Here is a 15895-nt window from a genome sequence, read left to right on the forward strand (position 1 = left end):
ACGGGCTCATCGAACTCCACCGCCGCATCGCCCGCGGCTTCCGCAACCGAGACAACTACCGGCTACGCATGCTCCTCATCGGCGGCGGACTCACCCCGCCACCCCCACCGGAAGTGTGAAGAGCCCCCATTATTCACCGGTATCGATTGTGTCTATCTACATAATCGGGTCCACGCCGTAGGATCGACCCCGTCACTGCAATGCGATTGGAGAAAGCGCTGTGAGCAACGACTACTGGGGTCGCCCGAACGATCCTGAACGCACCCCCTCGGGCGACGAGGGGTCGGAACCTACGGAGAATGCCGCCGGCGAGCAGCCCGACGCCCGGCAGGCTGACCAGCCTGGCCCTTCCTTCGACTCGCCAGGCCAGCCTGACCCCGGCCAGGACCAGTCCGGCTACGTTGGCTATGGCCAGCCCCCGCACGAGCAGGGCGGCGCAGGTGAGCAGCCCGGATCTGGCAGCTACGGGCAGACCGCCGGCTACGGCTCGTCCCCCACCAACGAATCCGGCTACGACCCCTACGGCCAAACCGGCTCCTCCGGCCAGCAGTCCGGCTACGGCGGCTACGCACAGACCCCCGGCTACGGCTCGTCACCCACCAACGAGTCGGGCTACGACCCCTACGGCCAAACCGGCTCCTCCGGCCAGCAGCCCGGGTACGGCGGTTACGGCCAGACTCCTGGCAGCGGCTCGTCGCCAGCCAACGAGTCCCGCTATGACCCTTACGGGCAAGGGGCCGCGGGTCAGCAGCCCGGCTATGGCAGCTACGGCCAGCCCGATCCGAACCAATCGGGTTACGGCACCTACGGCCAGGGCCCCTCTGGCCAGCCCGGCCCCGGACCGGACCAGGGCTATGGCGCCTACGGGCAGCAGGGCCCCGACCAGCAGCCGACGCCGCCCTACGGTCAGCCCGGTTACGGTCAGCCCGGTTACGGTCAGGGCTACGGCCAGGACACCACCACCGGCTACGCCCAGCAGTCCGGCAGCCAGCAGGACCAGTTCGGCTACGGCCAGCCCACCTACAGCGGTCAGCTCTACGGGCCGGTCTCCCCGGGCGGTGCACCTTACGCGTCCTGGGGCAAGCGCGCACTGGGCGGCCTCATAGACTACGTCGCGCCCGGCCTGGTGATCAGCGTCCTGGTCGGTATCCTGGGCGGCTTCGCCAGCGAAGACGTGCAGGGCATCATCTCCAGCGTGCTCGGCCTCGGCTGGCTGATCTACAACACCGTCTACCTGGGCGGTACCACCGGCCAGTCCTGGGGACGTAAGGTGGCCGGCATCCGCCTGGTCAGCGAAGCGACCGGCCGTCCGATCGGGATGGGCATGGCCGCTGTCCGCTACCTGGCGCACATCATCGACACCATCATCTGCTTCATCGGCTGGCTGTTCCCGCTCTGGGACGCCAAGCGCCAGACGATCGCCGACAAGATCACCCGCACGATCGTGATCGACGAGTCCACCGGCATGGTCGGCCAGCCACAGCAGCAGCAGTACGGCTACTGACAGCTGACCTGCCGACTGCCGAGCAGTCACCAGGCAAGGGGGCGGTTCCGGGCGGGAGCCGCCCCCTTGCCTGGTCCAGCCTCATGGCGTGGTGCCCAGCGCCAGATACTGGTTCACTATGACGATCGCCCCCAGGACGACGGCGACCGAGAAGGACAGCATGATCGCAAGCAGGACGCGGTCTGCGAACAGCCACTGGCCCTCCGGAGCAGCCGCCGGGCTTGTCGATGGTTGCACGACCGTGTCCGGGCGCACCAGGCAAGACTGGTTGGTCAGGGGCCAGCCGGGCTGCCTGGGGCGTCCACCGGGTGGGGTCGGCTGCGGAGGACAGGAACGGGGCCGCCGCCCGTCATGGATCACCGACGGCTGGGTCTTGGCACGCGCCATGTGTGCGCGTCGCTGCGCATTGCGGTTGACCCGGTCAGCCAAGTGAATGCTGGTCATCTCTCCTCCATCTGTCCGGCCATCCGCCGGACTGAGGTCTCGAACTGTTGTTCGAATGCTAGCGGTGACGACCAGCATCGGTCAACAGTTCGATTCATTTGGGCTTCGTGACTGACAGCCAATCAGGCGGCACTGACAAATTCCGTGTGCCGCCCGCCGATCAGTCATCGAGCCGGTCCACTGCGCCGCCCCGCTGGAGTGCACTGGACCCGAGGCGTCGGCGAAGTCCGGGGTGGCCTCGCCGCGCTGCTTCCGGCCTGTGCGGACACGCCAGCGACACGTCGAACAGCTGTTTGAATTGGGGGCCTTCGTGCTCTACCGTTTGATCATGATCACAGCAAGGTCAGCAGACTCCGGCGCGAAGAAGCGCGGGCCTGGTCGTCCGTCCAATGAATCCGTCGCCCAGCAGATGGGCTTCGACTCCGATATGCCCGACCAGTACGGCCTGAGCCCGCGTCAGCGGCGCATTCTCCAGTTCATCCGCGACACCGTCGAGGACCGCGGGTACCCCCCCAGCATGCGTGAGATGGGCGACGCGGTCGGGCTGGCCAGTTCCTCCAGCGTCTCCCACCAGCTCCGCGTGCTGGAGCGCCGGGGATTCCTGCGGCGCGACCCGCACCGTCCGCGAGCACTAGAGGTGACCCTGCCCGACTGGCTCGAACTGCCGGGCGATGCCGAGCGGTCGGCCGGGCAGCACGACCAGACCGACGTCGCCGACACCCTACCCACTGCCGTCCCGGTACCGGTGCTGGGACGGATCGCGGCCGGGACGCCGATCCTGGCCGAGGAGCAGATCGACAACATCCTGCCGCTGCCGAAGGAACTGGTCGGCGACGGGGTCGTCTTCTCCCTCGAGGTGCGCGGTGACTCCATGATCGACGCCGCCATCCGCCATGGCGACTACGTCGTGGTCCGCCAGCAACCGAACGCCGAGAACGGCGAGATTGTGGCCGCCCTGCTCGACGGCGAAGCAACCGTCAAGACCCTGCGGCGCACCTCGGGGCAGGTCTGGCTGGTGCCGCAGAACTCCGCCTACGACCCGATCGACGGCAACGAAGCCACCATCCTCGGCAAGGTGGTCGCCGTCCTTCGTCGCGTCTAGCAAGGCACGCTCGCCGAAGCGGGCAAGTCGCTAGGCGGTGGCCCGGCCCTGCTGCAGCCGCTGCAGCGCCTGCACCACCACGTCCAGGTCGGTGGTCATCCAGAACGGCGGCAGCGACGCCCGCAGGTAGCTGCCGTAGCGGGCTCTGACCAGCCGCGGGTCGAGCACCGCGACCACTCCCCTGTCGGTGTCCCGTCGGATCAGCCGACCGGCTCCCTGCGCCAGCAGCAGGGCCGCATGGGTGGCCGCCACCTGCATGAACCCATTCCCGCCCGCCTTGCTGACCGCCTGCTGCCTGGCCTGCATCAGGGGGTCGTCAGGTCGCGGGAACGGGATCTTGTCGATGACCACCAGCCGGCAGGCGTCGCCTGGCACGTCGATCCCCTGCCACAGCGACATGGTGCCCAGCAGCACCGAGCGCTCGTCGGCGATGAAAGTCCGGGTCAGGTCGGCCAGTTGCGATTCACCCTGGCAGAGCACGGTGAGTTCTGGCAGTTCGTTGCGCAGGTGGTCGGCCGCCAGCTCGGCCGATCGCTGCGAGGCGAACAGGCCAAGCGTGCGCCCGTCGGCCGCCCAGACCAGTTCGGCCAGCTCCCGCAACGCGTCCGGGGCGATCCCGTCCCGGCCCGGGTTGGCCAGCCCCTTGGCGACGTAGAGGATGCCCTGGCTGGGGTAGTCGAACGGCGAACCCACGTCCAGGCCGCGCCACTGCGTGTCATCGGCGGGTTCGGTTTCGTCGTCGATCCGGTCGTCCCGCTTCAGCCCCACGTTGCCGGCCATCGCATCGAACGAGCCCCCAAGGGTTAGGGTGGCCGAGGTGAGGATCGTGGTGTGCTCGGCCAGCACCTTCTCGCGCATCAGCCCGGCCACCGAGAGCGGCGCCACGTTGAGCTGAGCGCCGAACCGGTCGTTACTGCTCAACCAGACCACGTCGTGCTCGTCGAGCCTAGCGATACGTTCGGCGATGTCGAAGACCTCACGCATCGCTGCGGCAGCCTGGGTGCGCTCCACATCGGGGGTGTCGGACGGCGCGGCCAGCGCCGAAACCGCCCGCCGGCTGGCCTGGCGCACCAACTGGATGGCCTGGATGGCCAGTGAGTCGCCGGCGGTGATCCGTCCCGGTGGCACCTCTTCGAGCGCCGCTTCGTAGCCGTCGACCACGTCGAGCAGTTCGATGGCCAGCTCGTCGTCCAACCAGCCGGACGCCCGCTTGGCGACCCGTTCGATCTGCGCCGGCGACAGCTCGCTGCTGGCCGCCCCGGTGACCCTGGCAGCCAATTCGTGGGCCTCGTCAATGATCACCGCGGCATGTTCGGGCAGCGCAGTGCCACCGTGCATGGCGTTGATCGCCAGCAACGCATGGTTGGTTACCACCAGGTCAGCCTGCCTGGCCCGAGCCCGCGAGGCCTCGACGAAGCACTCCTCACCGTAGGGGCACTTCGCGGCACTCAGGCACTCCCGCACCGGAACCGACACCTGGGCCCAGGCCCGCGGCGAGTGCCGCGGGGCGTCATCGCGGTCGGCCAGGCCACCGGAGACCAGCTCCGCCTCCGCCCATTCCCGCAGCGCGACCACCTCCGCGCCGATCACCGATTCCGGACTCGCCGCCCGCGAGCTGCGCACCGCGTCGGCGACCTCGACCGAGCCCAGCAGGGTCTCCTGCTCGCCACCGACCTGATCGCGGACCCGCAACAGGCAGGCGTAGTTCGACCGGCCCTTGAGGATCTCGGTGCGCGGTTCCCGGCCCAGGACGGCTGCGGTCGCGCGGGCGGCTACCGGGATGTCCTTGTTGGCCAGCTGGGCCTGCAACGCCAGAGTGGCCGTGGTGACCAGGACCGTCTGGTCGGACTCCATCGCCCACACCAGCGCCGGGGCGAGGTAGCCGAGCGACTTGCCGGTGCCGGTGCCGGCCTGGATCAGCAGGTGCGCACCATCGGACAGGCTCCTGGTGATCTGGTCGCACATCACCTGCTGACCGTCGCGGGGGCTGCCGCCGATCGCGGCCACCGCCGCGCCCAGTACCTCCGCCGCCGGCGCCGGATCGCTCACTGCTCTTCGGTGCCCGACGAATCGGCGCCGTCGGGCAGGGTGTAGGGCTGCAGCTGGGCGGCCAGTTCGGGGTGCACCCGGGCCCGGACGATGGTGCCGTCACCGTGGTGGTCGAGGCTGATCAGCTCGGATTCGCGATGTACCCGGTCGACCAGGTCGCCCCGATCCCAGGGCAGCAGCGCGGTGATTTCGGTGCGGGGGCTGGGTAACCGCTGCTCGATCGCTTCGCGCAGCAGGTCGAGCCCCTGGCCGGTGCGGGCCGAGACGAAGACCGCCTGCGGGTACTGGTTGCGCAGGATGGTGATCATGTCCGGGTGTGCCTGGTCGATCTTGTTGATCACCAGTTGCTCGGCCCGGTCGGCCGCCCCGATGTCAGCCAGTACCTGGCGCACCGCAGCGATCTGGCCCTGTGGGTCGGGGTCGGAGCCGTCCACCACGTGCACCAGCAGGTCGGCGTCCACGGTCTCCTCCAGCGTCGACCGGAAGGCCTCGACCAGGTCGGTGGGCAGGTGCCGGACAAAGCCGACGGTGTCGGTGAGGGTGTAGACGCGGCCGTCGGCGGTGGTGGCGCGCCGGGTGGTCGGGTCGAGGGTGGCGAACAGGGCGTCCTCGACCAGGACGCCGGCGTGGGTGAGCCGGTTCAGCAGGGACGACTTGCCGGCGTTGGTGTAGCCCACGATCGCGACGGCGGGGATGCGGTGGCGCTGCCGGTCGGCCCGCTTCACCGCCCGGGTGCTCGCCATGTCGCGCAGCCGCTTGCGCAGGACGGAGATCCGGTGGTTGATCCGGCGCCGGTCGGTCTCGATCTTGGTTTCGCCGGGCCCTCGGCCGCCGATTCCCACCCCGCCGGACGCCCGGCCGCCCACCTGCCGCGACAGGCTGGTACCCCAGCCGCGCAGCCGTTGCTTGAGGTAGTTGAGCTGAGCGAGTTCGACCTGCGCCTTGCCCTCAGCGCTCTTGGCGTGCTGGGCGAAGATGTCCAGGATCAGTGCGGTGCGGTCGACGACCTTCACCCCGACCCGGTCCTCCAGGGTGCGCAACTGGGCCGGTGACAGCTCACCGTCGCAGATGACCGTGTCGGCGCCGGTGTCCTGGACGACCTCGCGCAGCTCGTCGACCTTGCCGCGTCCGATGTAGGTGGCCGGATCGGGGCTGCTGCGCCGCTGGACCAGCCCGTCCAGGACCTGGGACCCCGCGGTTTCGGCCAGCGCCTTGAGTTCGAACATGGCGTTGTCGGCGTCGGCCTGGCTGCCGGTCGTCCAAACGCTGACCAGCACCACCCGTTCCAGCCGGAGCTGGCGGTACTCGACCTCGGCGACGTCGGCCAGTTCGGTCGACAGGCCGGCCACCCGCCGCAGCGAGTGGCGTTCGGCCAGGTCCAGCTCCCCGGGCTCGGGGTCGGCCTCATCACCCCAGAAGTCGTCGTCGTCCCAGGCTGTCTGGTCATCGTCGGCAAAGGTCCAGTCGTCGTCGTCGACTCGATCCTCGCCGGCCTCGTCAGGGTAGGGTTGCCCGGGCAGCGGGTTGGTCTGGTCTGTCATCGTCCAGCAAGCCTAGTTCGCACCTGCAAGGCTCAGCCGGGCAGGACAACACTTCCATGGGCCACGACAACAGCAGGCCCGGAAAGGTACCCACGTTCCTGCGTGAGCTGCACCTGCAGGCGTCCGCCGGGGACGGTGACCTGCACCTCGCCGGTGCGGCGTCCCAACTGCGCCAGGTGGGCGGCCGCGGCAGCTACCACCCCGGTACCGCAGGACATGGTCTCGCCGACGCCGCGCTCGTGGACCCGCATCTGCAGGTCGTGCGCACCGGTGGGAACGATGAACTCGATGTTGACCCCGGCCGGGTACACCTCAGCGTCGAAGGCGGGCTGGCGACCCAGGTCGAGTTCGGCCAGTTCGGTCGGGTCATCGAGCACCACCACGGCGTGGGGATTGCCCACGTCAACCTGTCGGCCCTGGTACGCGCGGCTGTCGACGCTCACCCGGCTGGTCACATCACCGACCGTCACCCTGCCCACGTCGATCCTGATGGACCCGTCGGCCTGCGGCCAGGCGGTGCGCAGGCCGGCCCGGGTGGCGATCGGCACCTGGCCGGGATCGGTCACCAGACCGGTCTCCAGCAGGTGCCGCACGAAGACCCGCAGCCCGTTGCCGCACATCTCCGCGACGGAGCCATCGGCGTTGCGGTAGTCCATGAACCACAGGTCGGCATCGCCGGTCCATTCCGGCACCAGGTTCGCCCGCACCGCCCGCAGCAACCCGTCGCCGCCGATACCGGCCCTGCGGTCACACAGCCAGCGCACGGTGTCGGCGTCCAGTGGGCGCCGGTCGTCCGGGTCGACGACGAGGACGAAGTCGTTCAGCGTGCCGTGGCCCTTGGCGAAGTTCAGCGCTTCCACAGATTCAGTCTCGCACCGCTGGCCGGTCAAGGTCCAAGCCGGACGCGATAGTGGCCGCTGCGTCCGGGCTGCCCGCCGGCAGCCACCGGATGCGCGGGTCGCGTGCGAACCAGCCGAGCTGCTTGCGGGCGAACCGGCGGGTGCCGTCGATGGTGGACTGCCTGGCCTGTTCCTCGGTGATCTCGCCGTCGAGGAAGGCCAGAACCTGCTGGTAACCGAGGGCCCGGGACGCCGTGCGTCCCTCCCGCAGCCCGCGGGCGACCAGGGCCCGGACCTCATCCACCAGGCCGGCCTGCCACATCCGGTCGACCCGGGTGGCGATCCGGGTGTCCATCTGGCCCCGTTCCAGTTGCAGCCCGAACTGGCGGACGTTCGCCAGCGCATGGCTGTGCTCGGGCAGCTGGGGGCTGAAGTCGCCGGTCAGTTCGATGACCTCGAGGGCGCGGACGATCCGGCGTCCATTACCGGGCAGGATGCCGGCGGCCGCCAGCGGGTGCCGCTCGGCCAGCACCCGGTGCAGCGCGGGCGCGCCGATGCGGTCGAGCTCGGCCTGCCACTTTCGGCGAATCGCCGGGTCGGTGCCCGGGAAGTCGAACCGGTCGACGATCGCCCGGATGTACAGACTGCTGCCGCCCACCAGGATCGGCAGCACGCCGGTTGAGCGCAGTTCGGCGATCACCTGCCTGGCCATTGTCTGGTACTCGGCGACCGAGGCGGTCTGGGTGACGTCCATGATGTCGACCAGGTGGTGCGGCACCCTTGCCAGCTCGGCCGGGGTCGGTTTGGCGGTGCCGATGTCCATGCCCCGGTAGACCAGCATCGAGTCGGCGTTGACCACCTCGGCCGGCTGACCACGGGCGGCGAGCAGCTCGGCCAGTTCGATCGCCAGGGCCGACTTGCCGCTGGCGGTCGGGCCGATCAGCACCGCCAGCGGCAGCGGCTCGTCCCCTGGTCGCGCCTGCGCCTCCGGCGGCACCAAGTCAGCGGCCTGCGATCGTCGGCAACCCCAGCCCGATGCCGGCCGGGCGCGGCTCGTGCAGCGCCTGCCAGGCGTCCCCACCCCTGGTTCGGCGCAGATTGCGGATCGGGGAATCGGCCACCAGGTGATGCGGTGCGGCGTAGGTGACCTCCGCCTCGGCGATGTCCCCCGGCCGCGGCCGGAGGGTTTCGTCGGACGGCACGGCGACGTGCACCAGCCGGTTGTCGCGGGCGCGCCCGGAAATGCGGGCGGTGCGCTCGTCCTTGCGACCCTCCCCGGCCGCGAACAGCACCTCGACGGTTTGGCCGAGCTGGGCGGTGTTCTCCTGCCAGGAGATCTGTTCGACCTGTTGCACCAGGCGTTCGTAGCGGTCCTGGACGATCTCGGGCGGCACCTGGTCGGGCATGGTCGCGGCCGGCGTGCCGGGGCGGATCGAGTACTGGAAGGTGAAGGCCTGGCTGAACCGGGCCTGTCGCACCACGTCGAGGGTGGCCTGGAAGTCGTCCTCGGTCTCACCGGGGAACCCGACGATGATGTCGGTGGTGATGGCGGCGTGCGGCATCGCGGCGCGGACGCGGTCGAGGATGCCAAGGAACCGCTCGCTGCGGTAGCTCCGCCGCATCTGGCGCAGCACCTTGTCGGAACCGGACTGCAGGGGCATGTGCAGGCTTGGCATCACGTTGGCGGTGTCGGCCATCGCCTCGATGACGTCGTCGGTGAACGACGCCGGGTGCGGGCTGGTGAAGCGCACCCGTTCCAGCCCGGTCACCTCGCCGCAGGCGCGCAGCAGCTTCGCGAACGCCTGCCGGTCGCCGTACTCGACGCCGTAGGTGTTCACGTTCTGACCGAGCAGGGTGACCTCCTGCACACCGGACGCCACCAGCATCTCGATCTCGCGCAGGATCTCCGCGGGCCGCCGGTCGGTCTCCTTGCCGCGCAGGCTCGGGACGATGCAGAAGGTGCAGGTGTTGTTGCAGCCGACGCTGACCGACACCCATGCTGCGTACGCCGATTCACGCCTGGTGGGCAGGTTCGACGGGAAGGTCTCCAGCGCCTCCACGATCTCCACCTGGGCGGCTTGCTGGACACGAGCCCGTTCCAGCAGCACTGGCAGGGTGCCGATGTTGTTGGTACCGAAGACCACGTCCACCCACGGCGCCTTCTGGATGATCAGGTCGCGGTCCTTCTGCGCCATGCACCCGCCGACCGCGATCTGCATCCCCGGGCGAGTCCGCTTCAGCTTCGCCATATGGCCGAGGTTGCCGTAGAGCCGGTTGTCGGCGTTCTCGCGGACCGCGCAGGTGTTGAAGACCACGACGTCGGCGGCCGCGAGTTCCCGCCCGGCCGGCGGCGCGGCAACCAGGCCGGCCTCCTCGAGCAGTCCGGCGATGCGTTCGGAGTCGTGCTCATTCATTTGGCAGCCATAGGTGACTACCCGATAGGTGCGCGGATCGGCAGTAGGTGTGTTCGTCATGGCGAGTCCACTGTAGACGGTGTGGCGCGACGCCTCACCATCGCCGGCCGCGGCCCGGACGCGCTACTGCGCCATCTCGGTGGCCCGGGTCTCGCGGATCACGGTCACCTTGATGCGCCCGGGGTAGACCAGCTCCTTCTCGACCTCGTCGGCGATCCGTCGCGCCAGGTGTTGGGCGCCGGAGTCGTCGACCTGGTCTGGCAGCACCATCACCCTGATCTCGCGGCCGGCCTGCAGTGCGTAGGCCTTCTCGACCCCCGGCTGTCTGGTCGCGACCTCCTCCAGCCGGTCGAGCCGGCGGACGTACGCTTCCACGCTTTCGCGCCTGGCACCGGGCCGCGAACTGGATATCGCATCGGCGACCTGCACCAGCACGTCCACGGCGGTCTCGGGGGCCACCTCATTGTGGTGGGCCGCGATGGCGTGGACGACCGCTTCGGACTGGCCGTGCCGGCGCGCCAGGTCGGCGCCGGCGGCGGCGTGCGATCCTTCGCCGTGGGTGATCACGGCCTTGCCGAGGTCGTGCAGGAAGGCGGCCCGGCGACAGGTCTCGACGTCCAGGCGCAGTTCGGCGGCCATGGCACCGGCCAGCCGGGCGCATTCGGAGCTGTGCTCCAGTACGTTCTGGCCGTAGCTGGTGCGAAAGCCGAGCGCGCCGATGGTGGGTAGCAGGCCGCGTCCGATGCCCGTCAGGCCGAGCTCATCGATGGCCTGCTGCGCCGCCTGCACGCAGGTGCGTTCGACGTTGCGGGTGGCCTTCTCATGGGCCTCCTCGATCCGCGCCGGGTCGATGCGGCCGTCGGCGACCAACTCCACCAGCGCCTGCCGGGCCGCCTCGCGGCGAACCGGGTCGAAGCAACTCAACAGCACCAGGCCGGGGGTGTCGTCCACCATCAGGGTCACCCCGGTCAGCTGCTCGAAGGCTCGGATGTTGCGGCCCTCACGGCCGATGATGCGACCCTTCATGTCCTCGCTGGGCAGGTCGACGCTGGTGACGACCGCTTCGGACGCCTGCCCGACTGCCACCCGCTCGATCGCGATGGTCACCACCCGGCTGGCCTCGGCCTCCGCCCGCTGGATCACTTCATCGGAGATCTCCTTGGCCCGCTGCTCGGCGTCGTCGCGAGCGAGCTGTTCGGCTGTTGCCAGCACCTCGGCGCGGGCGTCGGAGACCCGGAGGCCACCGATCCGCTCCAGTTCGGCGAGCGCCCGGGCGGTGAGGTCTGCGTGCTCGGTCCGCACTGCCGCCAGGTGTTCCCGGTCGGCATCCAGCCGCTCGCGATCGCGCTGGATGCCTGCGGCCAGCTCCGAGAGTCGCTCCTCGCGCACAGCCAGGCGCTGCTCACGCTCGTCGAGGCGGCTTCGACTGGCGACCAGCTCCTCGCGCGCGGCCACCAGCTCCTGCCGGGCAGCAAGGAGTTCGTCGGGTGCGACCGTCGCCGTCGCAGGTTCGCGCCGACGCCTTGCCAGGTACCCCTGAGCAACCAGGGCGCAGGCCAACACGGCCGCCACGATCCCGAGCAGCACCTCCATCGGCTATTCCTCCTTGACCATTCCGCTATGCCTGACAGTATCGTCAGCCCCCGCGGGAGCGCCGTAGGGCACCTCAGGAGTCATCGGAACCCGCGTCGGGACGCTCGGCCAGCACCTGCTTGGCGGTACGCCAGGCCAGGTCGCCGCTGAAGCCACGTCGACCGAGGGTGCCCACCAGCCTGCGCAGTGCGACGTCGTAGGGCTGGCCGGCCAGTGCGCGCGCCTTGGCGGTGGCCAGCTGGAGCGCCGCGTCCGCTTCAGCGTCATGGTCAATGGCCGCCACCGCGCCGGCGATGACGTCATCGTCCAAACCCTTCCGCCGCAACTCGGCGACCAGCGCCCGGCGCGGCAACTTGCGTCCACGATGCCGCGACTCGACCCACTGGTTGGCGAATGCCGCGTCGTCCAGCAGGCCGACCTGCTCGAAGCGGTCGAGCACCCGCTCGATGACTTCGTCGGCGGCACCCTTGCGCTGCAGGTAGCTGCCCAACTCGGCGCGCCCGTAGGCGCGCCGGTCGAGCGCCTTGAGCGCCATCTCACGGGTGACCGAATAAGGATCAGGCTCGGGGCTCGGGAAGTCGCCGTCGCGGCCGGTGGTCACTTAGAAATCGACCGCCCGGCTCGGATCGACCTCCCCGGTCTCGGGGTCGATACCCTCGGGCACGACAACTTCACCCATGCCCATCGCGGCCCGGATCTTGCCATCGATCTCATTGGCGACCTCGGGGTTGGCCAGCAGGTAGTTGCGGGCGTTCTCCTTGCCCTGCCCCAACTGGTCGTTGCCGTAGGTGAACCAGGAGCCGGCCTTGCGAACGATCCCGGTCTCGACGCCCATGTCGATCAGGCTGCCCTCGCGGGAGATGCCCTTGCCGTACATGATGTCGAACTCGGCCTGCTTGAACGGGGGCGCGACCTTGTTCTTGACGACCTTCACCCGGGTACGGTTGCCGACCACCTCGTTGCCGTCCTTGAGCGACTCGATCCGTCGGACGTCAAGCCGCACCGAGGAGTAGAACTTCAATGCCCGGCCGCCCGTGGTGGTCTCGGGGCTGCCGAACATGACACCGATCTTCTCGCGCAACTGGTTGATGAAGATCGCCGTGGTGTTGGCGTTCTTCAGCGCGCCGGTGATCTTGCGGAGGGCCTGGCTCATCAGGCGGGCCTGGAGACCTACGTGGGAGTCGCCCATCTCGCCCTCGATCTCGGCCCGCGGCGTCAACGCAGCCACCGAGTCGATGACAATGCAGGCCAGCGCGCCCGAGCGGATCAGCGTATCGGCGATCTCGAGGGCCTGCTCACCGTTGTCGGGCTGGCTGACCAGCAGCGCGTCGGTGTCGACACCCAGAGCCGCGGCGTAGCTGGGGTCGAGCGCGTGCTCGGCATCGATGAACGCGCAGATACCGCCTTCGGCCTGGGCGTTCGCGATGGCGTGCAGGGCGACCGTCGTCTTGCCGCTGGATTCTGGCCCGTAGATCTCGACGACCCGGCCGCGCGGCAGGCCACCGATGCCCAGTGCCACGTCGAGCGCGATCGAGCCGGTCGGGATCACCTCGATCAGGGCGTGCGACTGGTCGCCCAGCCGCATGACCGAGCCCTTGCCGTGGTGCTTCTCTATCTGGGCGAGCGCGGCCTCGAGTGCCTTCTCGCGATCTGCCACAGCCATCTGTTCATCCTCTCTTGGCGCCAAGTGCCTTAGCGAGCTGGGTGGTGGACCCGGGTATCAGGAATGTAGGCGGTCGTACTGACATTTCGTCATCTTGCCGAAGGCTTGTGGACAACTCCGCTGCTCAGCTGACCTGCAGACTACTTTAACCGAACGCACGTTCGATGACGGCATCTGTCAAGCGTGTCGCCGTTCCTATCGGTCGGTGGCCGGCAGTTCCAGCCGGCTCCACACCGCCCGCCAGATGGTCTTGCAGTCCACCCCGGCCGCCAGTGCTTCGACGACCGTGCGTCCGCCGAGTTCGGCCAGCACCATCTGCTCGGCCCAGACCGCCGCGTAGCCCGCGCCCAGGTGGGTTCTCATTCGCTGCCACAGCTCGGCTTCGCGCATGCGCCAAGACTAGGGCAGCACCCGAAATGGACGGCGGTTGGACCACGCCGCCAACCGCCGCAGGCCCAACCGTGATTCGTCATCCAAACCGCCTCAGCCGACGCTGACTACCTGGCTGAACGGGGTGTCCTCGCTGGAGGTGCCGACGTGAACGGTGTAGTCGCCCGGCAACACTGCGAAGCCGCGCGAGCAGTAGTCCCAGACACTGAACGGGTGGTTGGTGGCCGCGGGGTCGATCACGATCTCGACGTCCCGCGACTCCCCCGGTTCCAGGTACTCCTTGGCGAAGCCCACCAGGCGCTTGGGCGGCTGGCCCGCCCCCGGCACACCCAGGTAGACCTGCACCACTTCGGCCCCGGCCCGTTCGCCGGTGTTGGTCAGCCGTGCCCGCACCGTCACCGGCTGGTTACCGTTGAACCCTTCGGCGTCCACCGAGATATCGGCGAGGTCGAAGGTGGTGTACGACAGGCCGTGGCCGAAGCAGAACAGCGGCTCGATGCCCTGGGCCTGGAACCAGCGGTATCCCATCTCCAGGCCCTCGGTGTAGCGGATCACCGGGTAGCCGGCACCCTCGTCGGTGCCCGGGTAGCGCTCGGGGTGGTTGGCGTACAGGGTGTCGTCCGCCGAACGCGGGTAGGTGGTGGGCACCTTGCCCGACGGGTTCACCCGGCCGAACAGCAGGTCGGGCACGACGTGGCCGTCCTCGGCGCCCTGGTTCCAGACCTCGAGGATGGTGGATGCCTTGTCGACCCAGGGCATCAGCACCGGCGCCGAGTCCTTCATCACCACCACGGTGTTCTTGTTGACGCCGAGCAGGGCGTCCAGCATCTCGTTCTGCTGGTTGAACATGTTCGGGCTGGGCATGTCGGCGCCCTCGGTGGCGACCAGGCCAGCCATCAGGATGACCGTGTCTGCGGCCCTGGCGGCCTCGATCGCCAGCTCGAGGTTCGACAGGTCGTCGGCCACGATGAAGCTGTCCGCGGTCGCGTCGGCGCCCATCTCGGTGAGAATGTCCCGTAGCCCCTCCAGCGGTGCCACCGTGTACAGCGGGTCCACCTTGGACGAACCGCCGCCACCCTGGGTGGCGTGCTCGGCGAACTTGGACTGGCCGATGATGACCAGCTGGCCGGTCGGGTTGGTGATCGGCAACAGCCCGGCGTCGTTCTTCAGCAGCACCGCCATCTGGGCGCCCAGCCGGCGCGCGGTGGCGCCGTTGGCTGCTGCGTCGATCTCACCGGGATCGTATGGGCGCTCGAACTGGCCGAACCGGAACATCTGCGTGAACCGCCTTATCAATGCCCGGTCGATGGTCTTCATCTCGAGGCTGGTGTCATTCAGCGCGTTGGTGATGTTGGTCTGGTTCAGCCACTTGGCATCCGGCATCTCATGGTCGAGGCCCGCGTTTGAGTGAGTCGCCGCCGACCTGGTCGACCAGAAGTCGGACTGCACGTAACCCTCGAAGCCCCAGTCGTCGCGCAGCACGTCGTGCAGGGTGTGGCGGTACTCGGTGGCGTAGACGCCGCGGATCCGGTTGTAGGCGCTCATGAGGGCGGCGACCTCGCCGTCGGTGACCAGCATCTCGAATGGCAGCAGGTAGAGCTCACGCAGCACGTGCTCGTCGAGCTCGACGCTGGTGCGGAAGCGCTCGTACTCCTGGTCGTTGACGACGTAGTGCTTGCCCATGGCGATGATGTCGTGCGCCTGGATCGCCCTGGTGATCTCGACGCCCATCACACCGGACAGGTAGGGGTCTTCGGAGAAGTACTCGAAGTTGCGACCGGCGATGGTGGTGCGGTGCAGGTTCACCGCCGGACCCTCCAGCACATGCTGGCCCAGCGTGGCGGTCTCCGAGCCGATCACGTCGCCGTACTCGCGGGCCACTTCGGTGTCGAAGGACGCCGCCACCCCGATGGTCATTGGCAGCGCGGTGGCCGGTGGGCTGCGATGACTCTGGAGCAGAAGATCGCCCAGCTGCATGGCGCAATGGAGACCATCGACATCTACGCGACCTTGAACCAGCACATGACCGAGGAGGAGATGGCGCAGCTTGCTTGCCCAGATCCAGGTGGAACGACACGTGGCGGCGATCGACGGACTCGGCATTCCCCGGTTCCGGATCACCAACGGCTCCCATTCGCGACTGATTTTCCCGACCACAGGAGATCCCGCATGCCTATCCCCGAATCGAAGCCCTGGTTGGACACCACCAAACCAGCCGCGGTTCATGCCATCCTAGGAGACTGCTGAACAAGTGCGTGTCTGTGCCCGGGTGGTGGGGCCGGGTGCGGGAGCCTTGGTCGTGTGCAGGGGCGATCGCGGGATCAGCGGGATCTGTTCGATGCGGAGTCGATGGCCG

At 68.8% G+C, this 15895-nt stretch carries 13 protein-coding genes; 2 read left to right on the forward strand and 11 right to left on the reverse strand.

The window, feature by feature from the left end:
- Window positions 1-220 precede the first annotated feature (220 nt).
- Window positions 221-1504 carry an RDD family protein gene (locus WBL05_RS04710; RefSeq protein WP_424224081.1) on the forward strand — a complete coding sequence of 428 codons (1284 nt, stop codon included), beginning with the start codon at window positions 221-223 and terminating at the stop codon, window positions 1502-1504.
- A gap of 81 nt (window positions 1505-1585) precedes the next feature.
- Here the strand turns inward: WBL05_RS04710 and WBL05_RS04715 are convergent, their stop codons facing one another.
- Window positions 1586-2026 carry a hypothetical protein gene (locus tag WBL05_RS04715; protein WP_424224082.1) on the reverse strand — a complete coding sequence of 147 codons (441 nt, stop codon included), beginning with the start codon at window positions 2024-2026 and terminating at the stop codon, window positions 1586-1588.
- Between the two features lie 250 nt (window positions 2027-2276).
- Here WBL05_RS04715 and lexA point away from each other — a divergent pair, with 250 nt between their 5' ends.
- Complete coding sequence (gene lexA, locus WBL05_RS04720) at window positions 2277-3050, forward strand: transcriptional repressor LexA (RefSeq protein ID WP_424224084.1); 774 nt, start codon at window positions 2277-2279, stop codon at window positions 3048-3050.
- A gap of 30 nt (window positions 3051-3080) precedes the next feature.
- On the opposite strand, the gene WBL05_RS04725 is transcribed toward lexA, so the two are convergent.
- From WBL05_RS04725 to WBL05_RS04770, 10 genes are all read right to left on the reverse strand, one after another.
- A complete protein-coding gene (locus WBL05_RS04725) occupies window positions 3081-5099 on the reverse strand; it encodes an ATP-dependent DNA helicase (RefSeq protein ID WP_424224085.1) in 2019 nt (672 codons plus the stop codon).
- On the reverse strand, window positions 5096-6640 hold the full coding sequence (hflX, locus tag WBL05_RS04730; RefSeq protein WP_424224086.1) for a GTPase HflX: 1545 nt from the start codon (window positions 6638-6640) through the stop codon (window positions 5096-5098). Before hflX ends, WBL05_RS04725 begins: the two co-directional genes overlap by 4 nt.
- 32 nt (window positions 6641-6672) lie before the next feature.
- Window positions 6673-7500, reverse strand: coding sequence for a diaminopimelate epimerase (gene dapF, locus WBL05_RS04735; RefSeq protein ID WP_424224087.1), 828 nt, complete (start codon window positions 7498-7500; stop codon window positions 6673-6675).
- A 4-nt stretch (window positions 7501-7504) separates the two neighbouring features.
- On the reverse strand, window positions 7505-8476 hold the full coding sequence (miaA, locus tag WBL05_RS04740; protein WP_424224096.1) for a tRNA (adenosine(37)-N6)-dimethylallyltransferase MiaA: 972 nt from the start codon (window positions 8474-8476) through the stop codon (window positions 7505-7507).
- A gap of 4 nt (window positions 8477-8480) precedes the next feature.
- Window positions 8481-9953, reverse strand: a complete 1473-nt coding sequence (gene miaB / locus WBL05_RS04745; protein ID WP_424224088.1) for a tRNA (N6-isopentenyl adenosine(37)-C2)-methylthiotransferase MiaB — start codon at window positions 9951-9953, stop codon at window positions 8481-8483.
- Window positions 9954-10016: 63 nt separating this feature from the next.
- On the reverse strand, window positions 10017-11486 hold the full coding sequence (rny, locus tag WBL05_RS04750; RefSeq protein WP_424224089.1) for a ribonuclease Y: 1470 nt from the start codon (window positions 11484-11486) through the stop codon (window positions 10017-10019).
- Between the two features lie 73 nt (window positions 11487-11559).
- A complete protein-coding gene (locus WBL05_RS04755; protein ID WP_424224090.1) occupies window positions 11560-12087 on the reverse strand; it encodes a regulatory protein RecX in 528 nt (175 codons plus the stop codon).
- Window positions 12088-13149 carry a recombinase RecA gene (recA, locus tag WBL05_RS04760; RefSeq protein ID WP_424224091.1) on the reverse strand — a complete coding sequence of 354 codons (1062 nt, stop codon included), beginning with the start codon at window positions 13147-13149 and terminating at the stop codon, window positions 12088-12090.
- 195 nt (window positions 13150-13344) lie between these two features.
- Window positions 13345-13539: a DUF3046 domain-containing protein gene (locus WBL05_RS04765; protein ID WP_424224093.1), complete on the reverse strand. Its 195-nt coding sequence runs from the start codon at window positions 13537-13539 to the stop codon at window positions 13345-13347.
- Between the two features lie 93 nt (window positions 13540-13632).
- Window positions 13633-15765 carry a beta-glucosidase family protein gene (locus WBL05_RS04770; RefSeq protein ID WP_424224095.1) on the reverse strand — a complete coding sequence of 711 codons (2133 nt, stop codon included), beginning with the start codon at window positions 15763-15765 and terminating at the stop codon, window positions 13633-13635.
- Window positions 15766-15895: the final 130 nt, after the last annotated feature.

Origin of the sequence: Brooklawnia sp. (genome assembly GCF_049651565.1) — a bacterium.
Classification (GTDB): Bacteria; Actinomycetota; Actinomycetes; order Propionibacteriales; family Propionibacteriaceae; genus Brooklawnia.